Genomic DNA, 24228 nt, shown 5'->3' with positions numbered 1-24228 from the left:
TCCCTCAGCGCTGCCGGTGCGGCGTCCACCGCACGTGCACCTGGTCGGTCTCGCCCTCCTTGAGCAGCTGCAGCCGGGGTGGGATCTTGTCGGTGCGCGAGGTCGGTGGCTTGCGCCGCCCAGCCGCCCACTGCACCGGCCAGGCCGCGGCCTCGCCCTGGTAGTCCTGCTCGACGGCGGCGTGCAGCGTCCAGCTCGGGTCGTAGAGGTGGGTGCGACCGAGCGCGCAGAGGTCCGCGCGACCGGCGAGCAGGATCGAGTTGACGTCGTCGTAGGAGGAGATCGCGCCGACCGCGATCACCTTCGCGCCGGCCGGCTCGGCGACCCGGTGACGGATCTTGTCGGCGAACGGGGTCTGGTAGGAGCGGCCGAAGGCGGGCCGCTCGTCCTTGCCGACCTGTCCGGACGATACGTCGATCGCGGCTGCGCCGTGCTCGATGAACGCCCGCGCGATCTCGACCGCGTCCTCGTCCGTGTTGCCGTCCGGCATCCAGTCGGTCGCGGAGATCCGCACGGTGACCGGGACATGGGCGGGGACCGCGCCGCGGACGGCGTCGAAGACCTCGAGCGGGAAGCGGAGCCGGTTGGTCAGCGGCCCTCCGTACTCGTCGTCTCGGTGGTTGGCGATCGGGGAGAGGAACGAGCTGAGCAGATAGCCGTGGGCTGCGTGGATCTCGATCAGGTCGAAGCCCGCGTCGACCGCTCGCCGGGCGGCGCTGACGAAGTCCTCGACCACCGTGTCCAGGTCGGAACGCGTCGCCTCCCGCGGGACATGGCAGCCGTCGCCGTAGGGGAGCGGCGAGGGGCCGATGACCTCCCAGTTCCCGTCGTCGAGGGGCTCGTCCATGCCCTCCCACATCAGCTTCGTCGAGCCCTTGCGCCCGGAATGTCCCAGCTGCATGCCGATCTTGGCGGTGGAGTGGCGGTGCACGAAGTCGGTGACCCGGCGCCAGTGCGTGCCCTGCTCGTCGGTCCAGATGCCAGGGCAGCCGGGCGTGATCCGGCCCTCGGGAGACACGCAGGTCATCTCGGTCATCACCAGGCCGGCGCCGCCGAGCGCCTTGGAGCCGAGATGGACCAGGTGGAACTCGTCCGGGACACCATCGGTGGCGGAGTACATGTCCATCGGCGAGAGCATGATCCGGTTCTTCAGCTCGAGCTCGCCGATGCGTACCGGCTGGAACATCGCGGGCGCGTCCTCCGAGCCGCCCTGGTGGCGGGCGAACTCCGCCTGCATCCGGGCCGCGAACTCGGCGTCGCGTTCCTTGAGGTTCTCGAAGGTGATCCGGCGCGAGCGGGTCAACAGGTTGAAGACGAGCTGCGCGGGCTCCTGGTCGGCGTACATGTCGATGTTCTCGAACCACTCCAGGGACGCCTGGGCGGCCCGCTGGGTCGACTCCACCACCGGCTTCCGCTCGGTCTGGTAGGCCTCCAGCGCCTCCGCCAACGAGCCGTGCTCGTGCAGACACGCCGCGAGCGCGAGCGCATCCTCCATCGCAAGCTTGGTGCCCGAGCCGATCGAGAAGTGGGCGGTGTGGGCGGCGTCGCCGAGGAGCACCACGTTGCCGTCGTACCAGCGCTCGTTGCGTACGGTCTGGAAGCTGATCCACCGGGAGTTGTTGGTGAGGATCGTGTGCGTGCCGAGCTCGTCGGCGAAGATCTCGGCGACCCGGCCGACGGCGTACTCGTCGGAGACGCCGGGCGGGAAGGTCTGGTTCTCCGTGCTGTCCAGGCCGGCACGGCGCCACACGTCCTCGTGCATCTCCACGATGAAGGTCGAGCCCTGGTCGGAGAAGGGGTAGCCGTGGATCTGCATCGTGCCCCACTCCGTCTGCTTGACGAAGAACTGGAACGCCTCGAAGACGAGGTCGGTGCCGAACCAGATGTATTTGTTCCGGCGACGGTCCAGGCTCGGGCTGAACCGGTCGGCGTACTTGGTGCGGACCGCGGAGTTGACGCCGTCGGCGGCGAGCACGAGGTCGTACGAAGCGCGCAGCTCGTCGGGGTCGGGAGCCTCCGTCCGGAAGTGGACGGTGACCCCCAGCTCGGCGACCCGTTCCTGCAGGATCTGCAGGAGCTCCTTGCGTGACATCGCCGCGAAGCCCTGTCCGCCGACGGTGAAGGCATGGCTCCGGCCGGCCCGATCGGTCAGGGCGACGTCGATGTCGGTCCACCGGGCGAAGCGCGACTCCATCCGGTCGTGCACGACGCGGTCGGCGCCCTCGATGCTGCCGAGGGTCTCGTCGGAGAAGACCACGCCGAAGCCGAAGGTGTCATCGGGCGCGTTGCGCTCCCAGACGGTGATCTCGTGGCCGGGGTCGAGGGTCTTCATCAGTGTGGCGAAATAGAGGCCGCCCGGGCCACCGCCGACGATCGCGATCTTCATGCCGTGCTCTCCGACTCGACGATCTGACGCAGCTTGAAGTGCTGCAGCTTTCCGCTGGTGTTGCGCGGCAGGGAGTCGGCGAAACGGACGCTGCGCGGGTATTTGTAGGGAGCCAGCCGGTTCTTGACGTGCTGCTGGATCTCCTCGACCTTCGCAGCGTCGCCGACGACCCCGTCGCGGAGCACGACGAACGCGCAGACGATGGCGCCCCGGTCGGGGTCGGGCCTGCCGACGACACCGGCCTCGAGCACGTCAGGATGGGTGCCCAGCGCCTCCTCGACCTCCGGGCCGGCGATGTTGTAGCCGGAGGACACGATCATGTTGTCGGTGCGGGAGCGATACCAGTAGTAGCCGTCCTCGTCGCGGACGAAGGTGTCGCCGGTGACGTTCCAGCCGTCGACGATGTAGCCGCGCTGGCGCTCGTCATCGAGATAGCGGCAGCCGACCGGGCCGATCACCGCGAGCCGTCCCTCTACGCCCGGACCGACCTCGTTGCCCTCGGCGTCCAAGACGGCCGCGCGGAACCCGGGCACCGGTCGTCCGGTCGCCCCGGGACGGATGTCGTCGCCGGCCGCGGAGATGAAGATGTGCAGCATCTCGGTGGCACCGATGCCGTCGATGACCCGCAGCCCGAGCTCGCGCTCGAGCTCCTCCCAGGTGGCCTGGGGCATGTGCTCGCCCGCGGTCACCGCGACCCGCAGGCCTGCGAGCTTCCCGATCGCCTCCGCCTTGAGGATCTGCTTGTAGGCCGTCGGCGCGGTCGCCAGCGCGGTGACGCGGTGGTCGGCGATCAGGTCCGCGAGCTCGACCGGCGTCGCCTTCTCGGTGAGCAGCGCACAGGCGCCCGCCCGGAGCGGGAAGACGACCAGCATGCCGAGGCCGAAGGTGAACGCGAACGGAGCCGTGCAGGAGACCACGTCGGTGGGCTCGAGCCGCAGCATCGTACGCCCGAAGGTGTTGTCGATGGAGAGGATGTCGCGGTGGAAGTGGGTCGTGATCTTGGGTACGCCGGTGGTGCCCGAGGTCGGGCAGAAGAGCGCGACGTCGTCGGCCGCGGTGTCCACCGCGACGAAGTCGGTCGGCTTCGTCAGGACCCGGGCGGTCAGGTCGTCCTCGGCGTCGCCGCCGTACGTCACGACGGCAAGGTCAGGGGCGATGGAGTCGCGGACCGCGTGGATGTCGTCGACGAACCGGTGGTCGACGAGCGCGATCGCCGGCCGGGTCTTCGCGACGATCGGTCCCAGCTCGGTCGCGCGTAGCGCCGCCATGGTGGTCACCACGATGCCGCCTGCCTTGAGCACCCCGAGCCAGGCCGCGACGGTCCAGGGGTTGTTCGGTGAGCGCAGCAGCACTCGGTTGCCGCTGACCAGCCCGAGGTCGTCGACCAGCACGTGGGCGATCTGGTTCGCGCGGGAGAGCAGTTCGCCGTAGGTCCACACCGTGCCGTCGGGGGTGCGCAGGGCAGGCCGGTCAGGTCCGTGCACGGCGATGGTCGCGTCGATGAGCTCGGACGCCGCGTTGAGCCGCTCGGTGTAGTCCAGCAGCGGGGTGGTGAACTCCAGCGTCGGCCACTGCTCGGCGGGTGGCAGGTGGTCGCGGGCGAAGGTGTCGGCGTAGCCGGTCGGGCTCAGGGCGCTCATGACGAGGCCCCCGCGCGGATCATGCCTTCCTGCACGACGGTCGCGACGTGCACGCCGTCGGTGGTGAAGAACCGGCCGATCCCGGTGCCTCGTCCTTCGTCGACCGACACCGCCTCCTGCGCGTACAGCAGCCAGTCGTCCATCGCGACCGGCCGGTGGAACCACATGGCGTGGTCGAGGCTGGCCGTCACCAGGCCCTCGTCGGCCCACGCCAGGCCGAGCACCCGCAGCGCGGGCTCCAGGATCGTGTAGTCGCAGACGTACGCCAGGGCCGCGGTGTCACGCTGCTCGTCGGTCAGCCCCTCGACCGGTCGGAGGGCGTCGTACGGCCTCACCCAGATCGCCTGATGCGGTGACCGCTCGCCCTCGACGGTGAGGTAGACCGGACCCGGCACGTGTCGCATGTCGAAGCTGCGCCCGCCCGACCAGTACGCCTTGGAGGTCTCGGTCATGGTGCCGCCGGTGCGGTCGGCGAGATAGGCCGCGGACGTCGGCACCGTCTCCGGACCGGGGACGTCGGCGGGCATCGTGACCTGGAAGCTGCCGCTCGGCTCCCCGGCGGCGAAGCTCGCCAGGCACACGTACACGGGCTTGCCGTTCTGGAAGCCGCGGACCTGGCGGGTGCTGTAGCCGCGGCCGTCGCGCAGCACCTCGACCTCGTAGCGGACCTCGGCGCCGATGTCGACGGGCCGCATGAAGTAGGAGTGCATCGAGTGCATCGACTTCCCGTCGGTGACGCTCCGGGCCGCGGCGACCAGCGCCTGGGCCACCATGTCACCCCCGTACGCCTTGGGCCAGGGGCACGGCTGGGTGGTCACGGTGAAGGCGAGGTCGAAGACCTCCGCCTCGCACTCCTTCAGGGTGATCGCGTCCGTGAAGGTCTGCGAGCCGGGGTTCATGGCCGGTCCGCCCAGTCGCGGAGGTCGGCGTCGTCGACCTGCGGCAGGTTGACCACGATGTTCTCCGGGGTGCGGGTGGTCATCCAGGTCAGCGGGTTGTTGCGGTCGAGGTTGCACTCGACGTGCGGCATGAACGGCGGCACGAAGACCCAGTCGCCCTCGGACATGTCGATGTAGTCCTCGAACTTCTCGCCGAAGTAGATCCGGGCACGGCCCGAGAGCACGTAGCCACCGGTCTCGGCCTCGCCGTGGTGGTGGGGGACGGAGCGGTAGCCGGCGAGGTTGTGCACCTTGCCGAACCACAGCTTCGTCGCCGGTGTGTGCTGGATGCTGACGCCGCTGATGCGGGTCGCCCCTTCGCTCTGGCCGGTGAGGTCGGGCTCGGCGCCGGCGCGGGTCACGAACGGGACGACGAGACCGTTCCGGTCGGCGTAGGCGGTGTTGTCGCCCTCGAGCAGGTAGCTGTCGGTGGTGGGGTCCATGGGGGTCCTGTTCTCTCGTCGGGGCGGTTCAGGAGGTGAGGCGGACGGTGTTGGTGAGCGTGCCGATCCCGGGGATCTCGGTCTCGACGACGTCGCCGTCGGCGAGGTAGGTCGGCGGGTCCGTCGCCATGCCGACACCGCCCGGGGTGCCGGTGAGGACGACGTCGCCGGGCCGCAGCACGGTGAACGTGGAGATGTAGGAGAGCAGCGTGGCGCTGTCGAAGACCAGGGTGCTGGTGTTGCCACGCTGGCGCTCGACGCCGTTGATCCGGCAGATCACCTCGACACCGGCGACCGGGTCGATCTCGTCGGGGGAGACGACCACCGGCCCGATCGGCGTGGTGGCGTCCCAGGCCTTGCCCTGGAACCACTGCAGGGTGCGGCGCTGCCAGTCGCGCACCGAGATGTCGTTGGCGACCGTGTATCCGCCGATGGCGCTCGCGGCCTCGTCGGGTGTCACGTGGCGGATCTCGCGACCGACGACGACCGCCAGCTCCGCCTCCCAGTCGACCTCGAGACCGGCGGGAAGCACGATGTCGACGCCGTCGGGGATGAGCGTGTCGGAGTACTTGGCGAAGAGCGTGGGGTGGGCCGGTCGCTCTCGGCCGGTCTCGGCGATGTGGTCGCCGTAGTTCAGGCCACAGCAGATGACCTTGCCGGGTGGTGCCATCGGGAGGTGCGGAACCGTGGGGGGCTGCATATTTCAATTTCTGCACGAACGTTGTGCGTATGTCAATAGATGCTCTACGGTCGAACCATGGACACGGACCTCACGCCGACTCCGGTGAACCCCGCCTCGCTGCCCGCTCCGCGCGGCTACTCGCACGGCACGCTGAGCGGCAACACGCTCTACCTCGGTGGCCAGACGGCCCTGGACGAGAACATGCAGATCGTCCCCGGGGGCATCGTCGAGCAGTTCCGGCAGGCGTTCGGCAACGTGCTGACCACGCTGAAGGAGGCGGGCGGCATCCCGGAGGACCTGGTGTCGATCACCATCTACCTGACCGACATCCCCGACTACCAGGCGCACGGCAAGGAGATCGGCGCCGTCTGGCGCGAGCTCGCCGGACCGGTCTACCCGGCGATGGCCGGGATCGGCACGACGGCGTTGTGGCAGCCCGAGGCGATGATCGAGATCCTCGGCGTGGCTGTCATCCCCGACGACCGGCTGGTGCGGCAGGGGAAATGAGAAGTCCCGCCGCGCCCGAGTGAATCAGGGGCGCGACGGGACGGTGGAGGAAGTTCGTTCCTCACGCCTTCTTGTTACGACGGCTTCGCAAGCTCAGCCGTCGATCAAGACGAAGAAGGCTCACGCCTTCTTGGTCTCCCAGAAGATCTCGGCGATCTCGTCGATCTTGGCGAGGAGCTTGTCGGCGACCTCGAGGTCGAGGGTGCCCTTGGTGCCGGAGGCGCCGGCGAGCTTGGTGGCCTCGTTGACGAGGGTGTGGAGCTGGGGGTATTTCTCGAAGTGCGGGGGCTTGAAGTAGTCGGTCCACAGCACCCACAGGTGGTGCTTGACCAGCTCGGAGCGCTGCTCCTTGATGAGCACCGCGCGGGTGCGGAAGTCGGGGTCGTCGCTGTCGAGGGCCTTGGCGATGACGGCCTTGACGGACTCGGCCTCGATGCGGGCCTGGGCGGGGTCGTAGACGCCGCAGGGCAGGTCGCAGTGGGCCGAGACCTCGATGGTGGGAGCGAAGAGACGCATGCTGGTTCCTCTCGGTAGTGATGGGGAAAGACCGTCTCGAGTGACGGTCAGGAGGCTTTCTCGGACGCGACGCGATCGAGCGGGAGGCTGACGGAGGGGCCGAGTGACCAGTAGCTACGGTCGTGGTGCAGCAGGGGCTCGGTGGTCTCGCCGAGGTCCATCGTGTCGACCTCGAGCAGCACCAGCCACGCCTCGCCGGCGGGGACGACCCGGACCACCCTCCCGTAGAAGCTCGCCGCCGCGTCGCGCAGGACCGGCGGCTCCCCGTGGGGGAGCGTCCAGCCCTGGGCAAGGGTGAATCGGGGCGCGTTCCGGTCGGCGAAGGCTGCGGCCACATCGGCCTGCGACGCGGTCAGCGTGTGCACCGCCACGCGTTCGCTCGCACTGAGCGCCGGCCCGGACCGGCCCAGCCGGGAGACCGAGAACGACAGCATCGGCGGGTTCGCGCTCACCGAGGCCAGGCTCGAGATCGTCGCCCCGACGGGGCCTGTCGGGGTCGAGGCCGCGGCGATCGCCACGCCGGTCGGGTATCGACGGAAGCCGGCCTTGAACTGGTCGGTGAGTGTGTCGCTCACACCCCCTCCTCTCTCTTTCACCGGCGACGCTAGAACATCAAGTCCGGTTGAGGTCCAGTCGTCCGGGGTGTGATCGCGGACTCATCTCCCTGTCTGCGCCTGAGATCATCGGGTCGGGATGCTGGCGTCCGCTGCGACTTCGAAGGTTTGACCTCGGTCGCCTAATCTTCCCGTGTAACGCCCTGCCTCACGATCTAAGGAGTCCCTTCGTGGACGTCTCACCGCTCATCTGGTGGTTGACCATCGGCATCGCCAGCGCTGTGCTGCTCTTCGACGTACTCGTCATCGGCCGTCGTCCGCACGAGCCCTCACGTCGTGAGCTGATCGTGGCGCTGAGCGTCTACATCGGCCTGGCGATCCTGTTCGGTATCGGCGTCTTCGTCTTCTCCGGCCCGAAGTACGGCACGGAGTTCTTCGCGGGCTGGCTGACGGAATACTCGCTCTCGGTCGACAACCTGTTCATCTTCATCATCATCATGTCGAAGTTCGCGGTGCCGAGGCAGTACCAGCAGAAGGCGCTGCTGATCGGCATCATCCTGGCGTTGGTCTTCCGCGGCATCTTCATCGCCGTCGGCGCGGCCGCGATCGAGAACTTCAGCTGGGTCTTCTACCTCTTCGGGGCGTTCCTGATCTACACCGCGGTCAAGCTCGCCCTGGAGGGCGGCGAGGACGAGGACGAGTACGAGGAGCCCGCCGTGGTGAAGTTCCTCGAGCGCCACATCCCGCTGACCTCGCAGTGGACCAGCGCCAAGATGTTCATCCGGGAGAACGGCAAGCGGGTCGCCACCCCGATGTTCGTGGTCATCTGCGCCCTCGGCACCACCGACCTGCTGTTCGCGCTCGACTCCATCCCGGCGATCTACGGTCTGACGAAGGAGCCCTACCTGGTCCTGACCGCCAACATCTTCGCGCTGATGGGTCTGCGGCAGCTCTACTTCCTCATCGGTGGTCTGCTCGAGCGCCTGGTCTACCTGTCCTACGGTCTGGCGGTCCTGCTCGGCTTCATCGGCCTCAAGCTGGTCTTCCACGCGCTCCACGAGAACGAGCTGCCGTTCATCAACGGTGGCCACCACGTCGAGTGGGCCCCGGAGGTCTCCATCGAGGTCTCCCTCAGCGTCATCGTCGGCATCCTGGCGATCACCACCATCCTCAGCCTGCTGAAGTCGCGCAGCATGTCCGCGAAGGAGCGCGACGACGCCACCGGCCCGCGCAGCATGTAGCCCTACGCTGAGGTCATGACGTCAGTCCCTGCCCCAGGTCCCCGTTGGCTCGGAGACCTGGGGCAGGTCGCGTTGGCAGGGGCTCTCGCCCTCGTGCTGCTGCCGGTCGGATGGACGTCGGTCGTCGAGGGCGAGGTCGCGACGGGGTGGGAGATCTCGCTCGTGGCCGCCCTGGTCGTGCTCCACGCTGCGGTGGCCACCGCCCGGCGCTGGCCGCTGGGGTCGTACGCGGCCGGGGCTCTCGCCGAGCTGGTGCTGGTCGCCGCCCCGGATCTCGCTGGGCCGACGGCGGCGGCGGCCGGTAGCGAGTACGGGCCGGTGCTGCTGCCGAGCAGCCTGTGCTTCTTCGTGCTCCTCTACGCGGTGAGCGCCCAGGACCGGCGACCGTGGCCGGGGATCGCGCTCGGCATCGGGCTGGTGGGATGCCTGCTGACCGTCGTACGTCTCTCGGGGTTCGAGGGCACCGGGCTCGAGGGGTGGACGTGGTGGCTGATGGTCGCCACCGCGACGCTCGCGGCCACGGTGGCGGCGTGGGCGCTCGGCCGGTTCCGGGCCACCCGGGCCGCCTGGATCGATCAGCTCGCCGACCGCGCCGCCGCCGAGGAACGGCAGCGCATCGCGCGCGAGATGCACGACGTGGTCGCCCACTCGCTGGCCGTCGTGGTCAGCCATGCCGAGGCCGGCCGGATGGTCGTCGGGCAGCAGCCGGAGCGGGCCGAGGGGATCCTCGACACGATCGCGACGACGGGCCGGGAGGCCCTGACGGAGATGCGTGGCCTGCTCGGTGTGCTCGGCGGCGATTCATCTCGACAAGCTCGATACATCGCCTCGACCGAGCCGCAACCGGGGCTGGCCGACATCGGCGATCTCGTCGAGCGGATGCGTGCGGCCGGACTGACGGTCCGTTTCGAGGCCGACGAGCCCGGTCAGGTCCCGCCCGCGGTCGGTCTGACCGCCTATCGCGTCGTGCAGGAGGCGCTCACCAACGTCACCCGCCATGCCGGCGCCGGAGCGGTTGCGACCGTGTCGGTGACCCGCACCGCACGCCAGCTCCGGGTCGAGGTCGGCGACGACGGGGTCGGGATCCAGCGTCCGCCCGGGCGCGGTCTGCGCGGGATGCGCGAGCGGGTGGCGGCCGTGGGCGGCACGCTCGAGGCCGGGCCGAGCGGCGAGGGGTGGCGGGTACGCGCCATGATGCCGCTATGAGGGATCAGCCGTGAACGAGCCAGAGACTCCGATCCGGGTCGCGATCGTCGACGACCAGGAGCTGATGCGCTCGGCGCTCCGGATGATGGTCGAGAGTCAGCCCGACCTCGAGCTCGCCGGGGAGGCGGCCGACGGGCACGAGGCGCTCGCCCTGGTGCGTACGAAGCGGGTCGACGTCGTCCTGATGGACCTGCGGATGCCACGCCTCGACGGGATCCAGGCGACGGCCGCGATCACGAGCGAGCAGCCCGCGACGAAGGTGATCGCGCTGACCACGTTCGACCTCGACGACTACGCGTTCCCGGCGATCCGGGCCGGGGCCAGCGGCTTCCTGCTCAAGGACGCCCGGGCGGAGGAGATCGTCGCCGCCATCCGCACCGTTCGAGCAGGTCATGCGGTGGTTGCGCCGTCCACGACGCGCCGGCTGCTCGAGCACGTGGCGACCGCGCCAGCGCCCGACGGTGGCCGTGCCGCCGACATCCGCGCGGCTCTCACGCCGCGCGAGCTCGACATGCTGCTCGAGCTCGCCACCGGCGACAGCAACGCCGAGATCGCCCGGCGCGTGCACCTCTCGGAGGCGACGGTGAAGACCCACGTCGGTCACGTGCTCGCCAAGCTCGGGCTGAGGGACCGGGTGCAGGCGGTGGTGCTGGCCTACGAGACCGGGCTGGCCGGACCCCGAGGTGACACTCATCCTGGGGGATGAGATCCGCGCGACCTGAGGGCGACGAGCCGCCGGCGCGCGCGGGCCAGTGTGGAGGCATGACCACAGAACACACCTCCTCTCGTCAGAACGAGACCGCCACCCCGCCACGTACCCCGCCACGTACGCAGCCACGCTCGGTCGTGCGCCGCGCAGCGCCGTGGGTGGCCGGCGCCTGGGCGCTCGTCTTCGGCGCCCTGTCCGGGCTCGCCCTGCTGGGCCGGGCGCCGGACCCCTGGGTTCCCGACGCGGCGTCGCCGCTGGGCGCCCTGAGCGGCACCCAGATGTCCTGGGTGATCGCGGTGCTCGCACTCCTCGCCCTGATCTCCGCTGGTACGGCCGCGACCGCGCGGACGCCACGTACGACGAGAACGGCCGGGTGGCTCCTGGTCGCGCTCGGGCTCGTCGTCGCCGTGGTCGTCTCGGACGTCCGTGCCCTGATGTTCCTCGGCTATCTGCCTCAGGTCCTGCTGGCGACGGTCGATGTCGGTCCCGGCGCCGGACAGCTCGAATGGGCGCTCTTCGTCGACTCCGGCGTCGCGCTGGCGCATGCTGTCGGCGGGTTGGCAATGGTCGTCACCGGTGTCTCCCTGCTGGGGCGGGCCGAGCCCGGTGGACGTCTGGACTGGAGCCGCTGGGCGCGCTGGGGGCGTCCTGCGGTGGCGGTCGCCGTCGTCGTACCCGTTCTCTACGCCGTCACCCGGATCGCGTGGGCGCTGGACGTCCCGCTCGGGATCAGCCGCGAGATGCTGGACGAGCTCGGCGAGGGGAGGTGGGCCGGCTTCGGGCTCGGGGCCTTCGCCGTGGTCGGGGCGGTCCTGACCTGGGGGCTGATCGCTCGCTGGGGCGAGGTGTTCTGGCGCTGGGTGCCCCGGATCGGCGGGCGCCCGGTCCCGCTCGCGATGGCTCTCGTGCCGGGGATCCTGGTCGCCAGCGCGGCGACGTCCGCCGGGCTCTCCTTCTGGCGGATGGCGATCGCCGACGACCTCTGGACGGTCCCTGGCGCCACCTCGGACTGGGCCGCATGGGCCCCGGAGATGCTCTGGCCGCTGTGGGGCGTCGCCCTCGCCGTCGCCTGCCTCGCCTACCTCGGGCGGCGCACCTCGACGCGCGGGTGACGTAGCGGATCCCGCTTGGCCTGGGGCCACCCAGGCCAAGCGGGATGTGTGGGTTCAGTCGATTGTCGCGAGTTCGCCGAGCTCAGACCACTCGATTCCCGGGACGTTGGTGTTGACGATCCGCGGCGTCTCGGCGAGATGGCGCGGCAGGTCTGCCTGGGCCTGCTCGAAGTGGGCTGACGTGACATGAGCGGCGCCCGCGTCGTCGTCGACGAAGGCCTCGAGCAGGAAGTACTCGTTCGGGTCATCGAGGCTGCGGGCCCAGTCGAACCAGAGGTTGCCGGGCTCGGCCCGGGTTGCCTCGGTGAACGGGACGGAGATGGCCGGCCAGTCCTCGGCGTACTCCGGCTTGATGCGGAAGCGGGCGGCGATGAAGATCATGGGTTCTCCTTCAAGGTCGGGTGGGAGTCACGAGAACTGGATGCCCCCGTCGATCATCACGGACTGGCCGGTCATGTAGTCCGAGTCCTCGGAGGCGAGGTAGGACACGAACGCGGCCACGTCCTCCGGAACCGACACCCTGCCGAGGTGGATCAGCTCCGAGTGCTTCTCGATGGCCGCGCCCTTGCGCAGGCCTTCGTGCTTGGCCAGCTCCTCGTCGATGTGGTCCCACATCGCGGTGCCGACGATGCCCGGACAGTACGCGTTGACGGTGATGCCGTACTGAGCCCACTCCATCGCAGCCGCCTGGGTGAGCCCGCGGACGGCCCACTTGGAGGCCGAGTAGGGGCCGAGCAGTGCGAAGGGCCGGTACGCCACGATCGATGCCGCTCCGATGATCTTGCCGCCACCGCCCTGCTTGATCATCTGCTTCGCAGCGGCCGTGTAGCAGAGGTAGACACCGCGGAGGTTGATCGACATCAGGTGGTCGAACTCCTCGGGTGTGGTCTCGAGCAACGGCTTCACGTCGGCGATGCCGGCGTTGGCCACCGCGACGTCGAGCCGTCCGAGGCCGGCAGCCACCCGGTCGATCATGCCCTGTACGGCTGCCGGATCGGCGACATCGGCCTCGATCGCGGTCGAACGCCTACCCATCGACTCGATCTCTGCTGCGAGGGCCTTGAGCTGGTCGCCGTTGGCGCCGATGTCGTTGACGGCGACGTCGAGACCATCAGCGGCGAGACGTAGGGCAATGCCTTTGCCGATGCCCTGGGCCGCCCCGGTGACGAGAGCGACGCGCGGCGTTTCTTCGGTGGTGGACACAACTGCCTCCAAGATGTTGTTCGGTACGGGTTTCGTGGGGATGGGTTTCGTCGTTCAGGGCTGGGGCGCGCGGACCGGTTGTCCGGAGCGTTCGACCGCGGCCTGGATCCGCCGGCCGGCGATGTCCGAGAGCCACCCGAGCCCGGCCCCGACCGCCAGCGCGATGAGCGTGCCGCCGAGGTCGAACGAGGTGCCGAAGACGACTGCCGTCCCGGCGAAGGCACCGGGGATGAAGGACAGCAGATCCACGGCCGCCTGCAGGCAGAGGATGAACGCGACGACCGTGACCACCAGGGCCACCGCACCGGTGAAGGTGGCGTACGTCAGGACCAGGCTCGCGCCGTAGCCCCACAGTGCGCCGGCGAGGTTGGCCGCGAGACCTTTCAGGAAGCCTTCGCGGCCGCCTCCCGCGGCGAAGTAGCAGGCCCAGGCCACGAACCCGACCCAGGTGATGAGCGCGAGCTCGATGCTCACCTGTGTCCAGATGCCCGCGAGCACTCCGACCGAGATGCCGATTCCGAGGAGCTTCTTCATGTCGTCGCCCCCTCAGGGAACCAGGATCGCGCGGCCGCGGACCCGGCCGGCGTCGAGGTCGGAGATGGCGGTCTGGAAGTCATCGAGGGCGTACTTCTGCGTGTGCAGCGTGACGGCCCCGCGGGCGGCGAGCGCCATCAGGTCGCACAGGTCGTTGTAGGAACCCACCAGGTTGCCGATGAAGTTGATCTCGGCCGAGATGATGTCGATGGTCGGCACGTCGATGTTCTCGCCGTAGCCGACGACGTGGTAGTCGCCCGCCCGGCGGAGCATCCGGACCCCTTCGGCGGTCGCACCGCCCTCGCCGACGAAGTCGACGAGGACCTCGGCGCCGTGGCCGTCGGTGAGCTCCAGGACCTGGTCGACCTGGGTGCCCTCGGCGACGACACCGTGGTCGGCACCGATGTCGAGGGCGAGCTTCACCGCGTCCGGGTTGCGGTCGACGACGATGAGCTCGGCCGGGCTGAGCGCCTTGAGGACCTGGATGCCGATGTGCCCGAGCCCGCCGGCGCCGACGACCACGCACCGGTCGCGCGGGGTCAGGCGCCGGGCGGCCTTCGCGGCCGCGTGGTAGGCGGTGAGGCCGGCGTCGGCCAGGGCGGCCACGTCGGCCGGCTCCAGGGAGTCGTCGATCTTCACCACCGAGCGTGCGGAGGTCTTCAGGTACTCCGCGTAGCCGCCGTTGGTGTCGATGCCGGGAAACTGGTTGAGCTCGCAGTGCACGTCGTCGCCCGAGCGGCAGGCGCGGCACAGGCCGCAGGTGATCAACGGGTGCAGGATCACCTTGTCGCCCTCGGCGACGTGGGTGACGGCGGCGCCGACCGCGTGCACCCACCCGGCGTTCTCGTGGCCGATCGTGTACGGCAGCGTGACACCGGACTTCTCCTCCCACTGCCCCTCCAGGATGTGCAGGTCGGTGCGGCACACGCCGGCGCCGCCGATCCTGACGACGACGTCGAAAGGCCCGGTCGGCTCGGGGGCCGGGACCTCGGCCATCGCCAGCGGCTGGTGGTAGCCGACCACCTGGACGGCTCGCATGGTGCTCATGAGGATGCTCCTTCTCGGTGCAGGTCGGTCAGGGGTACGAAGGCGGGTGCGGTGACCTCCTCGCCGTAGCGCGTCGCCAGCAGGCCGCGGCAGAAGTGCGCGTTCCCGTCGATCGAGATCCGCGTCGAACGCGCCCTCCGCAGCGCCAGCGGAATGTTGTCGGGTCGCTCGTCGTCGTGGTCGACCAGGACGTACGCCTCCGGTAGGTCGGGCAGCCCGAGGGTCGCTCGACGGCGTCGGAGCGAGGCGGTGAAGTCGTCGTCGGGCAGGTCCCCGAGACGGACCTCTCCCACGGCGTCCTCGGCCAGCTCCGGCTGCCCCCTCAACAGCCGGGTCAGGCAACGCTCGAGCGCCGCCGTGTGTGCCTTGCGGTGGAACGTGGTCCGCAGCTCGTCCAGGGACGACTCGGCCTCGTGACGGAACGTCCCGACATAGCCGGCATCGGCGGCCAGACCGGCGTTGATCAGGTCGGAGTCGTGGTGGTCGTCGAGCTCGACGACCACCGGGTCGGTCCATGGCAGCGCGGTCAGCGCGTCCTTGGCATCGCTCGCCATCAGGTAGGCGAAGTTGGGCGAGCAGAACGACGTCGGCAGCCGCAGGTGGACCTCGACCCGGACAGGTGCGGTCGAGGAGACGGTCAGGGACCGGACGAAACCGAGATCGGTGATGGGCTCGTCGAGCTCGGGGTCGACGACGGCGTGGAGCGCGGCGTACGCCTGGGCGGCGCGGGTGCTCTCCTGGGTCAGCAGCGACATCTCACACCGCCGCGAGGTCGGCCCGCTCGGGCTCACGGGGACCGGTGGCGGTCTCGTCGGCCGCAGGCAGGCGCAGCTCGGCGGGCACCTCGAGGTCGTACATCTTCGCGGCGTTGAGGCCCAGGATCTTCTTCTTCTGCACGACGGTGAGCGGGGCGTACTCGGTCATGTCCTCCGGGATCTGGAAGTCGACGAACCGCTCGATCAGCCACTTCGGCGTCCAGATCGCGTAGTCGGAGGAGAACTGGATCCGGTCCTCGCCGATCCAGTAGACGAGCTCGCCGAGGATCTGCGCGAAGTAGCGCGGCCGGGTGTGGATGAACGGCATCGCGACCGCCAGCCCGCCGTGCACGTTGGGTTCCTGGGTGGCGATCCAGCAGAAGTCCTCGAGCCGTGGCAGGCCGACGTGCTCGACGATGAAGTTGAGGTCGGTGAAGTCGCTGGCGACGTGGTCGATGTCGGCGACGTCGAACGCGTCGCGGTCGAGGGGCCGGATGGTCGGGCCTTTGTGGATGTGGATGTTGGTGATCCCGAGCTCGCGGCAGGCCTCGAAGTAGCGGTAAGCCCACGGGTCGGTCAGCTTCCAGCCGCGCGACTCCCCGTGCCACTCGGCGGTGTAGAGCTTGACGCCCTTGAGCCCGAACCGCTCGGCGTCGGCGTGGAGCTGTTCGAGCCCCGCCTCGCCGTTGCGGGGGTCGAAGTGGTGGTTGTACGTCAGCCTGTCGGGGTGCTTCGCCGCAAGCTGTGAGGCTTCCTCGGTCTGCCCGAACCCGTTCGTGTAGAACTCGCCGAGGTGGGCCGGCTGGAAGATCGCGTGGTCGACGTAGCCGACCTCGAACAGGTCGTGCATCAGCCGCTCGCCACCCTGGTAGAGGTAGTCCTCGTAGGACCAGTGCTCCGCCTCGGGGGAGAGGTTGCGGTGGTAGTCGTAGAAGCAGTCGATGAACTGCTTGCCGTGGATGTTGCGCTGGTTCTCCGGACGGGCGTCCCAGAGCGCGACGTGGGCGTCGACGATGAAGTACGACTCGTTGTCCTTGGTGTACACGGGGTCTCCGATCTGTGGCTTACGTCACAGGACGCTAGGGCGGCCGCGGCGCGCAGATCAGGGGTGCGGCGTCTCAATGTGAGACCTCGACCGTCTCAATCTGAGACGCCGCCGGCCTGGTGACTTCCGCCGACGGATGTAACGTCGATCACATGACAGGCCGCCCTCCGATCACGCAGCGCACCGGAGCCGTCGATGCTTCGGCGCTGGCGCCCCGGGTGCGCGCCTCGTGGCAGCGCAGCCAGGAGTACGGCGTCTCCGTCGAGGAGGTCGCCCCGGTCTTCTCGGGTGCCTATGACCAGGAGTCGCTCTTCTATCAGTGCGGCCAGGAGGTGCTCCACGACCTCCACCGGACTCTCGTCGGCGAGCCGGTCAGTCTGATGCTCACCGATCCCGGCGGATTGGTGCTCAACCGGTTCAGTGGCGACCGGCAGCTGCTCCGCGATCTCGACGCGGTTCACCTGGCCCCGGGGTTCAGCTACGCCGAGCGCGCGGCGGGCACCAACGGGCTCGGACTGGCCCTGGCCGACCGGACCCCGACCGTGGTCCGGGCCGACGAGCACTACTCGCTGTCGCTGTGCAGCTACACCTGTGCGGCCGCGCCGGTGATCGACCCGATCAGCGGGCGGCTGGAGGGCAGCGTCAACCTGACCACCTGGTCGGAGTCGTCCCACGACCTGTTGCTGGCCTTGGCCCAGTCGGCGGCCAACAACACCGCGTCGCTCATGCTCGCTCGAGCCCATGGCCGGGTTCCGCGACCAGCTCCCCGCGGTGAGGTGTTCCGGGTCGAGGCGCCCCGGCTTGAACCCGGCGCCGGGAGCCTTCGCGATCTCTCCGTCGTCTGGCGCGAGGCGCTTGGGAACGTGCGCGACGCGATCGCCACCGGCCGTCGGGTCGCGGTGGTGGGAGAGCCGGGTGTGGGCCGTACGACTTTGGTTGCCCAGGCCTTCCGTGACCTGCGCCCCCGTGACCGGATCCTGGCCGCCTCTGCCCCGGATCCGGCCGACGCCGAGGCCTGGTTGTCCCTGTGGACCCCGGAACTCGCCAAGCAGGACACTGCGGCGGTTGTACGTGACGTGGACATGCTCCCTGCCTGGGTCGCCGAGCAGCTGCATGCTCTCTTGGTCCAGGCAGCGCCGGGGGAGGTCGACGGTGTTCTGGCCTCCGGTGCTCCGGTCGCCGGAGTTCCGTTCGCGATGACATCCGGCAGCTTCGATGGCATTCCGGCGGCCCTGGCAGACCTCGTCGACACCGTGGTCGAGGTGCCGCCCCTGAGGGAGCGGCCGGAGGACGTACTTCCGTTGGTGCAGCGGGTCGGCCTCCGGATGCGGGGCAGGGAGATCGCGCTGACAACAGCTGCGGAGCGGGCGCTGCACGACCACGCGTGGCCGGGCAACGTCACCGAGCTCGTCCACGTCGTCCAGCGGGCGGTCAGCGCCGGTGACCAGATCGATCTACGCCACCTTCCCGCTGACGTCCTCTCCGACACCCGGCGACCGCTGTCCCGAATCGACGCCTTCGAGCGCGCTGAGATCGTCCGCGTTCTGACCCGTCCTGACATCACGATGCACGAGGCGGCCGCGGAGCTCGGGATGTCGCGTGCCACCGTCTATCGAAAGGTGCAGCAGTACGGGATCCGGCTCCGCCCGAGCTAGTGGCGTGTCGTGGAAGTTCCTGAACGTTTGGCGTTGTCAGGGTGTGTGCATCGCGGCGCCAACGCAGCCAGGTGCGTGCCACGGCGGCGCGAAACGCCCAGGAACTTCCGGGACGCGCCACTAGTCCATCGGCCAGTCGAACTCTTGGCCACGCCCAGGAAAACTCTCGGCTCACCAGGGGGTTTCTGAGCCGCTCACCAGGGACTATGAGCCCATGCGGATCCGTCCCCCACGTGCCGGTCGCCAGCAGCTGAACCATCCGACCGGACAGAGCGGCCCCGCTCTGAAAAGTCGGAGCGTTGCCGGCCGGCTTGTCCAGGAACAACGATTTCACCCCGAAGAGGCCGCGGCGGTCGTCGGGCAGGTCGCGCGCATCCTCGCCGGCGGTCACGCCGTCGGGCAGGTGCACGGCGACATCCGGCCGGCCATCATCGCCCTTCCCGACGGGGCCGCCGAGGACGGCAGGGCCGCGCTGATCGCCGGCCCGGCCCCGCGTCCAGGAGAGAGCCTTCCCTACCTGGCTCCCGAGCAGATCGATCACCAGCGCACCAGCCCGGCCAGCGACGTCTACGCGCTGGGGGCGGTGTTCTTCGAGATGCTCGTCGGGCGGCCGCCGTACGCGGGGGCCGAGCCCGAACGAGTCGGCTCCCTGGTGACGGTGCCCGGCCAGATCGACGGCATCGTCACCGCGATGCTCGCCGAGGACCCGGCCGCCCGGCCGCGGGCTGACGAGGTCGCGAACGTGCTGGAGAGCGGGCTCACCGCTCCGCCGAAGAAGATCGTCCGGCCCGACGCCAGGAAGGCGCGCCGTGCGCGGCTGGCAGCACCCGTGCTCGGCGTGCTGATGGTCCTGCTCCTGCCGGGGCTGGTCTTCGGGGGCTGGCGTGCGCTGAGCGCTGCCGAGACCAGGTCGAGCGTCGGTGACGCGGAGCCCCTGGCCGACATCCTGCCGACCAGCTTCGCGCTCGCCTTCGATCTCTCGATCGAGCGGGACGTCCTGCGCAGCAGCGGTCGGGTGCCGGAGGAGTTCCTCCGGGTCACCGACCAGTCCATCGAGGCCTGGAGTGCCGAGGTCGACGGGATCGACGCCGGGGGCGACCCGGGGTTGCGGCGGCGTACGGAACGGACGGCGGCGGCTCTGGAGCGGCTCTCGGAGTTCCGGTCGGTGGTGCGGTCGGGCGACCGGGCCGAGATGTCGGCGGACGCGGCGGTCTACACGTCCGCGGTCAACGGGCTCTTCGACCTGGCCGCCGAGCTCCCGGCGTTCGACGACGCGAGGCTCGCCCGGCAGGCGACGAACCTCGAGTCGATAGGGCCCGTCTCGGAGGTGCTCGGCTTCGAGCGCACGATCATGGCGGAGGCGCTGCGCAAGCGCCGGATCAGCGACCGCGCCATCGCCGACCTGAGATCGGCGCAGAGCTCGTGGACGACCCACTCCGCGTCGATCTACGAGGACGCCGAGCCGGGGACGAAGCAGGCCCTCGACTCCATCTCCGGCGGCTCCTTCGCCTACGGCTCCTTCGGGGTGTCGTCGCAGCGCGCGGTCATCCGCGTGCTGAACGCGCGCGACATCGGCGACGTGGCGAAGCAGCTCGAGGACCGCGCCGACGGCGCACCGGTCGACCAGCTCTGGCTGGCCGACGCCGCCGTCTTCGTCCAGGACCTGAGGAACGTCATCGTGGACGCCGCCCGGAAGCTCGCCGACGACATCCGTCGCGAGCACCAGGACGCGCAGGGCCAGACGATCGCGTGGGGGATGTTCACCGGAGTGATGCTGGTGCTGTTCGTCGGGGCCGGCATCGCCTTGCTACGCTCGCGGGCCGAATCGGTTGATGCGTAAACCGGCGAGACCAGCAAATAACGACGGTTCTCATCGGTGCGTACACAAGACGCACGGGGTGTGAGTCCGACAACATATGCGCATGCGAACGCGCCCCCCGATCGCAGGCCGATACCGCCTGCACCGACTGCTTGGCCGCGGCGGGATGGGGGAGGTCTGGCAGGCGGCCGACATCCGGCTCGAGCGGTGGGTGGCCGTGAAGGTCGTGGAGACCTCTGCCGACCCCAAGGTGACCGAGCGGTTCCGGCGTGAGGCGCTCTCGACGACGGCGGCCAGCCACCCGGGCACGGTGCAGGTGCACGACGTCGGGGTCGAGGAGACCGAGTACGGCAGCATCGTCTACCTCGTCATGGAGCTGCTCCCCGGTCCGACGCTGGCCGACCGCCTCGAGAAGCAGGGGCGGTTCACCGTCGAGGAGGCGAGCGAGGCGATGGTCCAGGTCGCGCGTACGCTCACCGCGGTCCACGCCTCCGGGATCATCCATCGCGACATCAAGCCGTCCAACCTGGTCTATGACGGCGACGGGCGGATCCGGGTGCTCGACTTCGGCATCGCCCAGCTGGCCAGTCACCAGGCCGAGCGGTTGACCTCGACCCGCCACGTGATGGGGAGCCTGCCCTACATCTCGCCCGAGCAGGCCGCCGACACCGTGGTCGGCCCGCCGAGCGACATCTACGCGCTCGGCTGCGTCTACTTCGAGCTGCTGACCGGCCGCCCTCCGTACGCCGGCTCCGAGCCGGTCTCGATGATCTACCAGCACGTGACCGCTCCGGTGCCGCACGTCAACGACGTCGTCACGGTCCCGTCCCACGTCGACGAGTTCGTGGCGTCGATGATGGACAAGGACCCGTCCCGGCGGCCGACCGCCGGCGAGGTGGTCGCCTTCGCGCGCCGGCCCGGGGTCGTCCCTGCGCTCGCTCCGGGCGGTCGTGAGCTCACGGCTGCTCCGAAGCCCTTGGCGATCGCTGCGCTCGCGGCTCCGAAGGCCGCATCGTCCGCATCGTCCGCCTCGTCGTCGTTGTCGTCGTTGTCGGCATCGTCGTCGGCATCGTCATCGGGGATGGCGGTCGCCGGGGTGGCGGAGTCGGTGCAACGTACGCCTCGGTCCCATGCCGCTCCGAAGCCGCGGTCCGTCCGCACCCGGGTGCTCGCCGCGCTTCTGGTGCCGGTGGTGATCGCGCTGGCCCTGGGTGGGCTGACCTTCGTCGACGCGCTCGAGGAGCGTTCCGTCTCCGACGAGGCGATGACCATCGCAGGAGCCCTCCCGGAGAGCTACGAGCTCGGGATGGACCTCATCTTCGAACGGGACGCGCTGAGCTCCGACCAGGTCCCCGAGGCCGTCCGGGAGGCCTACCGGAGCGTGACCGACGACTCGATCGAGGCATGGCACGACGACATCACCAAGGTGGATCTGGCCGACACCCCCAGCCTGCGGGAGCGGGTCGAGCGCACCTACACCGTCCTCAAGGGGATCGACGCCTACCGCAATGACCTCGAGGACGGTGACAAGGCGAGCACGGAGGCCGCGGTCGCCGCCTACACCGACACCGCCTACGAGCTGCTCGACTTCGCGACCGAGATGCCCAACATCCGCAACGAGGAGATCTACAAGCAGGTCACCAACCTGAAGTACGTCCGGTCTGCCTCCGAAGCGCTGGGCGTCGAACGCGTCGTGATGGTGCGCGCGCTGATGACGGGCCAGATCGACGAGGAGTCGCTGGAGGCGATGAGCGAGGCGCGTACGTCCTGGCAGCTCACCTCGCGATCCTTCTACGCCGACGCACCCAAGGCGACCCAGAAGGCGCTCGACAAGATCTCGGACGGCACCTTCGCGGACGGTTCCCGCGGCGTGGTGTCGCAGAACGCCGTCGTCCGGGTCATCAACGACGGCTCCGTCGAGGACGTGATCGCGGACCTGGAGCACGGCCAGGGGCGACCCGCCGTACAGGTCTGGACCGAGGACATGACCCGCTTCATCCAGCTCCTCCAGGACAGCATCGTGGCGATGACGCTGATCGTCGCCGACGACGTCGGCGAGGAGCACCGGGGTGTCCAGACCAAGATCGCGCTGAGCGGGGTCCTCGCCGGCGCTGCTCTCCTCGCCGCTCTCGCCCTTCTCGCCGGGATCTTCCTCGGACGCCCGCTCCGCGGGCGGCGGCGGTCCGTCGAGCGGTGAGCGGTGCCGGGAGCCAGGGCTTCCGGGCTCAGACGAGCGTGCTGAGGCTCGAGACGAGGGCTTCCCAGCGGCTGTCGACGTCGAAGCCCATCTGGCTCAGCATCGCCCAGCCGAAGCCCACGACCGCGTAGAGGCTGATCGGGGTCATCACGACCCACTCGCGGATCGAGCCGGCATCACCGAGGACGGGGAGGGCGAAGTTGCCGCCCCGGGTCCACATGTTGTCGAACGGGAGCCACTTGTTGCGGCGTACCCACTTCGGCGGCTTGGGAGCGATCGGCCAGAAAACCGGGATCCCCATGGTGGTGACGAAGTCACCGAGCAGATGTACGACGCAGCCCAGCCCGACCGAGAACGGCATCCACCACCACTCCTCGGGCGCGAAGACCGCGATCACGGCCGCCAGCGCCACCGCCGGGATCCAGGGCCAGAAGACGCCCTTGCGGGTCAGCTTCAGCGCGTCCATCGCGAAGGCGACCAGCAGGACGCACATGATGCCCGGCCCGATCAGGACGCTTCCGAAGGTCTCGGTCTCGAGGGAGAGCTTCCCCGCGCCCCAGGCCAGGCCGGTGAAGGCCAGCACGCCGAGGATCGAGTGGGTGCCGTTGCGATGGCCGCCGGAGACCTTTCCGACGATCTTGGTCACGCCTTCAGAGACCGGAGGAAGCGAATGGGCGATCGTGCCGTTGTGGTGGTCCGCGTCCGGAAGCAGTGCGGCGCCGGCGCACACGAGCGTGCCGGTCATCACCCCTATGTCCGAGACCCCCGGATACCAGCCGAACGCGATCGGTGCCGACGATGTCACTGCGATCCACGCGGCCGCGCCAGAGGCCGCGTGATGCCCGCCCATCATGTGAAGTTGTGTCCCTCTCCAGTGTTCCCCGCGGTATGACCGCGGACGAACGTACCGGTGTCCGAGTCGCTGTGCGCGCGTCGGGGTGGCGTGTCTGCGTCGCGAGATTCGAATCACTGTTCGAGGAATGGTCTGCGCCGCGAAAGAGGTGCGGCGGATACGGAAATCTGAATATGATGCCCGGTCATGACGACTCCCGGCGCTCAGGGCGATGCCCGCCGTGTGCCGTGGACCTTCGAGACCGGCCGGTGTGCCGCGACGGTGACCCGGGAGGCGATCGAGTTCCGGTTCATGGTCACCGCGCCCGACGGCTCGCTGAGCGAGATGCTGCTCTCGGTGGGCCGACACGACATGCCGACGCTGCTCGAGGAGATCGCCTACGAGATGCCCGAGGCGCTCGAGTGGATGTCGGCCGCGATCATGACGGTCGCCCGCGACCGTCGTCTGACGGCGGAGGCCTCGTCGGTGCCTCATCAGCGCGGGGCATAACCTCGGCTGTCGACGGGTTGTGTCCAGACCCCCGATGTCCGCCGTTCCGAGGAGAGATCTTTGACCACCACGCACGACTTCGAAGTCACCGCCGCCGATGGCAGCGCCGTCTCGCTCGCCGACTACCAGGGCAAGCTGCTGCTGATCGTCAACGTGGCGAGCAAGTGCGGTCTGACGCCGCAGTACGAAGGCCTGGAGGCGCTCTACCGCGCCACCAAGGACTCCGGTGTCGAGGTCATCGGTTTCCCGACCAACCAGTTCCTCGGTCAGGAGCCCGGCACCGACGACGAGATCCAGGAGTTCTGCAAGACGACGTACGACGTGACCTTCCCGGTCCTGGCCAAGGTCGATGTCAACGGGGAAGATGCCGCGCCGCTCTACGACTTCCTGCGTGCCGAGGCGCCGGGAGACTGGGGCCCGCACCTGGGGCAGTTCTACGAGGCGGTCAAGGACGTCAGCCCCGCGACCGAGCCCGGTGACATCAAGTGGAACTTCACCAAGTTCCTCATCGGCCGTGACGGCGAGGTCATCAAGCGCTACGAGCCTCCGGTGACCCCGGAGGAGATCCAGTCCGATCTCGCCCAGTACCTCTGACCCCTCGCCGAAGAGTCAGTTCTCGACGCTTCGGCGTCAAGAACTGGCGTTTCGGCGTCAGTTTGTGACGCTTCGGCGGGCGGGATAGTTGGGCAGAAGATAG

At 69.3% G+C, this 24228-nt stretch carries 24 protein-coding genes; 10 read left to right on the top strand and 14 right to left on the bottom strand.

Features of this window, described 5'->3' with window-relative positions:
* Positions 1-4 precede the first annotated feature (4 nt).
* From WBG06_RS07950 to WBG06_RS07930, 5 genes are read right to left on the bottom strand one after another with little or no spacing between them, the layout of a single operon-like run.
* Positions 5-2386 carry a bifunctional salicylyl-CoA 5-hydroxylase/oxidoreductase gene (locus tag WBG06_RS07950; protein ID WP_336736052.1) on the bottom strand — a complete coding sequence of 794 codons (2382 nt, stop codon included), beginning with the start codon at positions 2384-2386 and terminating at the stop codon, positions 5-7.
* Positions 2383-4026 carry an AMP-binding protein gene (locus WBG06_RS07945; RefSeq protein WP_336736051.1) on the bottom strand — a complete coding sequence of 548 codons (1644 nt, stop codon included), beginning with the start codon at positions 4024-4026 and terminating at the stop codon, positions 2383-2385. The genes WBG06_RS07950 and WBG06_RS07945 overlap by 4 nt, the downstream gene beginning before the upstream one ends.
* Complete coding sequence (locus WBG06_RS07940; protein ID WP_336736050.1) at positions 4023-4925, bottom strand: acyl-CoA thioesterase; 903 nt, start codon at positions 4923-4925, stop codon at positions 4023-4025. Before WBG06_RS07940 ends, WBG06_RS07945 begins: the two co-directional genes overlap by 4 nt.
* Positions 4922-5407, bottom strand: coding sequence for a cupin domain-containing protein (locus WBG06_RS07935; protein ID WP_336736049.1), 486 nt, complete (start codon positions 5405-5407; stop codon positions 4922-4924). The genes WBG06_RS07940 and WBG06_RS07935 overlap by 4 nt, the downstream gene beginning before the upstream one ends.
* A gap of 28 nt (positions 5408-5435) precedes the next feature.
* Positions 5436-6107, bottom strand: a complete 672-nt coding sequence (locus WBG06_RS07930; protein WP_336736048.1) for a fumarylacetoacetate hydrolase family protein — start codon at positions 6105-6107, stop codon at positions 5436-5438.
* A gap of 57 nt (positions 6108-6164) precedes the next feature.
* On the opposite strand from WBG06_RS07930, the gene WBG06_RS07925 reads away from it, so the two are divergent.
* Positions 6165-6596 (top strand): RidA family protein, encoded by a 432-nt coding sequence (locus WBG06_RS07925; protein WP_336736047.1) that lies wholly within the window; start codon positions 6165-6167, stop codon positions 6594-6596.
* Between the two features lie 120 nt (positions 6597-6716).
* Here the strand turns inward: WBG06_RS07925 and sodN are convergent, their stop codons facing one another.
* Complete coding sequence (sodN, locus tag WBG06_RS07920) at positions 6717-7112, bottom strand: superoxide dismutase, Ni (protein WP_336736046.1); 396 nt, start codon at positions 7110-7112, stop codon at positions 6717-6719.
* A gap of 47 nt (positions 7113-7159) precedes the next feature.
* Positions 7160-7687, bottom strand: coding sequence for a flavin reductase family protein (locus WBG06_RS07915; protein ID WP_336736045.1), 528 nt, complete (start codon positions 7685-7687; stop codon positions 7160-7162).
* 209 nt (positions 7688-7896) lie between these two features.
* Here WBG06_RS07915 and WBG06_RS07910 point away from each other — a divergent pair, with 209 nt between their 5' ends.
* Genes WBG06_RS07910 through WBG06_RS07895 form a run of 4 tightly spaced genes read left to right on the top strand, consistent with a single transcriptional unit; the run spans position 7897 to position 11934 of the window.
* Positions 7897-8907, top strand: coding sequence for a TerC family protein (locus WBG06_RS07910; RefSeq protein WP_336736044.1), 1011 nt, complete (start codon positions 7897-7899; stop codon positions 8905-8907).
* Between the two features lie 15 nt (positions 8908-8922).
* Complete coding sequence (locus WBG06_RS07905) at positions 8923-10113, top strand: sensor histidine kinase (protein WP_336736043.1); 1191 nt, start codon at positions 8923-8925, stop codon at positions 10111-10113.
* 10 nt (positions 10114-10123) lie between these two features.
* Positions 10124-10819 carry a response regulator transcription factor gene (locus WBG06_RS07900; protein WP_336736042.1) on the top strand — a complete coding sequence of 232 codons (696 nt, stop codon included), beginning with the start codon at positions 10124-10126 and terminating at the stop codon, positions 10817-10819.
* 56 nt (positions 10820-10875) lie between these two features.
* Positions 10876-11934, top strand: coding sequence for a hypothetical protein (locus tag WBG06_RS07895; protein ID WP_336736041.1), 1059 nt, complete (start codon positions 10876-10878; stop codon positions 11932-11934).
* Positions 11935-11988: 54 nt separating this feature from the next.
* Here the strand turns inward: WBG06_RS07895 and WBG06_RS07890 are convergent, their stop codons facing one another.
* From WBG06_RS07890 to WBG06_RS07865, 6 genes are read right to left on the bottom strand one after another with little or no spacing between them, the layout of a single operon-like run.
* The gene (locus WBG06_RS07890; protein ID WP_336736040.1) at positions 11989-12315 is read right to left on the bottom strand and encodes a putative quinol monooxygenase; all 327 of its coding nucleotides are present in this window, start codon (positions 12313-12315) and stop codon (positions 11989-11991) included.
* A gap of 27 nt (positions 12316-12342) precedes the next feature.
* On the bottom strand, positions 12343-13137 hold the full coding sequence (locus WBG06_RS07885) for an acetoin reductase (RefSeq protein ID WP_336736039.1): 795 nt from the start codon (positions 13135-13137) through the stop codon (positions 12343-12345).
* A gap of 54 nt (positions 13138-13191) precedes the next feature.
* Entirely contained in the window at positions 13192-13671 is a 480-nt protein-coding gene (locus WBG06_RS07880; RefSeq protein ID WP_336736038.1) for a DUF1097 domain-containing protein, read from the bottom strand.
* A 12-nt stretch (positions 13672-13683) separates the two neighbouring features.
* Entirely contained in the window at positions 13684-14718 is a 1035-nt protein-coding gene (locus WBG06_RS07875; protein WP_336736037.1) for an NAD(P)-dependent alcohol dehydrogenase, read from the bottom strand.
* Positions 14715-15473 carry an iron-sulfur cluster assembly protein gene (locus tag WBG06_RS07870; protein ID WP_336736036.1) on the bottom strand — a complete coding sequence of 253 codons (759 nt, stop codon included), beginning with the start codon at positions 15471-15473 and terminating at the stop codon, positions 14715-14717. The genes WBG06_RS07875 and WBG06_RS07870 overlap by 4 nt, the downstream gene beginning before the upstream one ends.
* Position 15474: 1 nt before the next feature.
* Positions 15475-16518, bottom strand: a complete 1044-nt coding sequence (locus WBG06_RS07865) for an amidohydrolase family protein (protein WP_336736035.1) — start codon at positions 16516-16518, stop codon at positions 15475-15477.
* 152 nt (positions 16519-16670) lie between these two features.
* Here WBG06_RS07865 and WBG06_RS07860 point away from each other — a divergent pair, with 152 nt between their 5' ends.
* The 3 genes from WBG06_RS07860 to WBG06_RS07850 all read left to right on the top strand — a co-directional run bounded on the left by WBG06_RS07860 (position 16671) and on the right by WBG06_RS07850 (position 22189).
* Positions 16671-18173, top strand: coding sequence for a GAF domain-containing protein (locus WBG06_RS07860; RefSeq protein WP_336736034.1), 1503 nt, complete (start codon positions 16671-16673; stop codon positions 18171-18173).
* Between the two features lie 214 nt (positions 18174-18387).
* On the top strand, positions 18388-20013 hold the full coding sequence (locus WBG06_RS07855; RefSeq protein ID WP_336736033.1) for a nitrate- and nitrite sensing domain-containing protein: 1626 nt from the start codon (positions 18388-18390) through the stop codon (positions 20011-20013).
* A gap of 82 nt (positions 20014-20095) precedes the next feature.
* Positions 20096-22189 carry a protein kinase domain-containing protein gene (locus tag WBG06_RS07850; protein ID WP_336736032.1) on the top strand — a complete coding sequence of 698 codons (2094 nt, stop codon included), beginning with the start codon at positions 20096-20098 and terminating at the stop codon, positions 22187-22189.
* 28 nt (positions 22190-22217) lie between these two features.
* Here WBG06_RS07850 and WBG06_RS07845 read toward each other — a convergent pair whose 3' ends face one another.
* A complete protein-coding gene (locus WBG06_RS07845; RefSeq protein ID WP_336736031.1) occupies positions 22218-23039 on the bottom strand; it encodes a metal-dependent hydrolase in 822 nt (273 codons plus the stop codon).
* A gap of 189 nt (positions 23040-23228) precedes the next feature.
* Here WBG06_RS07845 and WBG06_RS07840 point away from each other — a divergent pair, with 189 nt between their 5' ends.
* Together WBG06_RS07840 and WBG06_RS07835 are read left to right on the top strand one after the other, a co-directional pair.
* The gene (locus WBG06_RS07840; RefSeq protein ID WP_336736030.1) at positions 23229-23531 is read left to right on the top strand and encodes a hypothetical protein; all 303 of its coding nucleotides are present in this window, start codon (positions 23229-23231) and stop codon (positions 23529-23531) included.
* A 60-nt stretch (positions 23532-23591) separates the two neighbouring features.
* The gene (locus tag WBG06_RS07835; RefSeq protein WP_336736029.1) at positions 23592-24125 is read left to right on the top strand and encodes a glutathione peroxidase; all 534 of its coding nucleotides are present in this window, start codon (positions 23592-23594) and stop codon (positions 24123-24125) included.
* The last annotated feature ends 103 nt before the right edge of the window (positions 24126-24228 follow it).

It is taken from the genome of Nocardioides sp. CCNWLW239 (genome assembly GCF_037137035.1).
Taxonomy (GTDB): Bacteria; Actinomycetota; Actinomycetes; order Propionibacteriales; family Nocardioidaceae; genus Nocardioides.
Note: the sequence above shows the minus strand (reverse complement) of the source record. Positions and strands in the feature narration are given on the sequence as shown.

Excerpts from the sequence above, each read along its gene's own strand:
- WBG06_RS07950 (WP_336736052.1), bottom strand. The coding sequence starts at position 2,386 with ATGAAGATCGCGATCGTCGGCGGTGGCCCGGGCGGCCTCTATTTCGCC.
- WBG06_RS07945 (WP_336736051.1), bottom strand. The coding sequence starts at position 4,026 with ATGAGCGCCCTGAGCCCGACCGGCTACGCCGACACCTTCGCCCGCGAC.
- WBG06_RS07940 (WP_336736050.1), bottom strand. The coding sequence starts at position 4,925 with ATGAACCCCGGCTCGCAGACCTTCACGGACGCGATCACCCTGAAGGAG.
- WBG06_RS07935 (WP_336736049.1), bottom strand. The coding sequence starts at position 5,407 with ATGGACCCCACCACCGACAGCTACCTGCTCGAGGGCGACAACACCGCC.
- WBG06_RS07930 (WP_336736048.1), bottom strand. The coding sequence starts at position 6,107 with ATGCAGCCCCCCACGGTTCCGCACCTCCCGATGGCACCACCCGGCAAG.
- WBG06_RS07925 (WP_336736047.1), top strand. The coding sequence starts at position 6,165 with ATGGACACGGACCTCACGCCGACTCCGGTGAACCCCGCCTCGCTGCCC.
- sodN (WP_336736046.1), bottom strand. The coding sequence starts at position 7,112 with ATGCGTCTCTTCGCTCCCACCATCGAGGTCTCGGCCCACTGCGACCTG.
- WBG06_RS07905 (WP_336736043.1), top strand. The coding sequence starts at position 8,923 with ATGACGTCAGTCCCTGCCCCAGGTCCCCGTTGGCTCGGAGACCTGGGG.
- WBG06_RS07895 (WP_336736041.1), top strand. The coding sequence starts at position 10,876 with ATGACCACAGAACACACCTCCTCTCGTCAGAACGAGACCGCCACCCCG.
- WBG06_RS07890 (WP_336736040.1), bottom strand. The coding sequence starts at position 12,315 with ATGATCTTCATCGCCGCCCGCTTCCGCATCAAGCCGGAGTACGCCGAG.
- WBG06_RS07880 (WP_336736038.1), bottom strand. The coding sequence starts at position 13,671 with ATGAAGAAGCTCCTCGGAATCGGCATCTCGGTCGGAGTGCTCGCGGGC.
- WBG06_RS07875 (WP_336736037.1), bottom strand. The coding sequence starts at position 14,718 with ATGAGCACCATGCGAGCCGTCCAGGTGGTCGGCTACCACCAGCCGCTG.
- WBG06_RS07870 (WP_336736036.1), bottom strand. The coding sequence starts at position 15,473 with ATGTCGCTGCTGACCCAGGAGAGCACCCGCGCCGCCCAGGCGTACGCC.
- WBG06_RS07860 (WP_336736034.1), top strand. The coding sequence starts at position 16,671 with ATGACAGGCCGCCCTCCGATCACGCAGCGCACCGGAGCCGTCGATGCT.
- WBG06_RS07855 (WP_336736033.1), top strand. The coding sequence starts at position 18,388 with ATGCGGATCCGTCCCCCACGTGCCGGTCGCCAGCAGCTGAACCATCCG.
- WBG06_RS07850 (WP_336736032.1), top strand. The coding sequence starts at position 20,096 with ATGCGAACGCGCCCCCCGATCGCAGGCCGATACCGCCTGCACCGACTG.
- WBG06_RS07845 (WP_336736031.1), bottom strand. The coding sequence starts at position 23,039 with ATGGGCGGGCATCACGCGGCCTCTGGCGCGGCCGCGTGGATCGCAGTG.
- WBG06_RS07840 (WP_336736030.1), top strand. The coding sequence starts at position 23,229 with ATGACGACTCCCGGCGCTCAGGGCGATGCCCGCCGTGTGCCGTGGACC.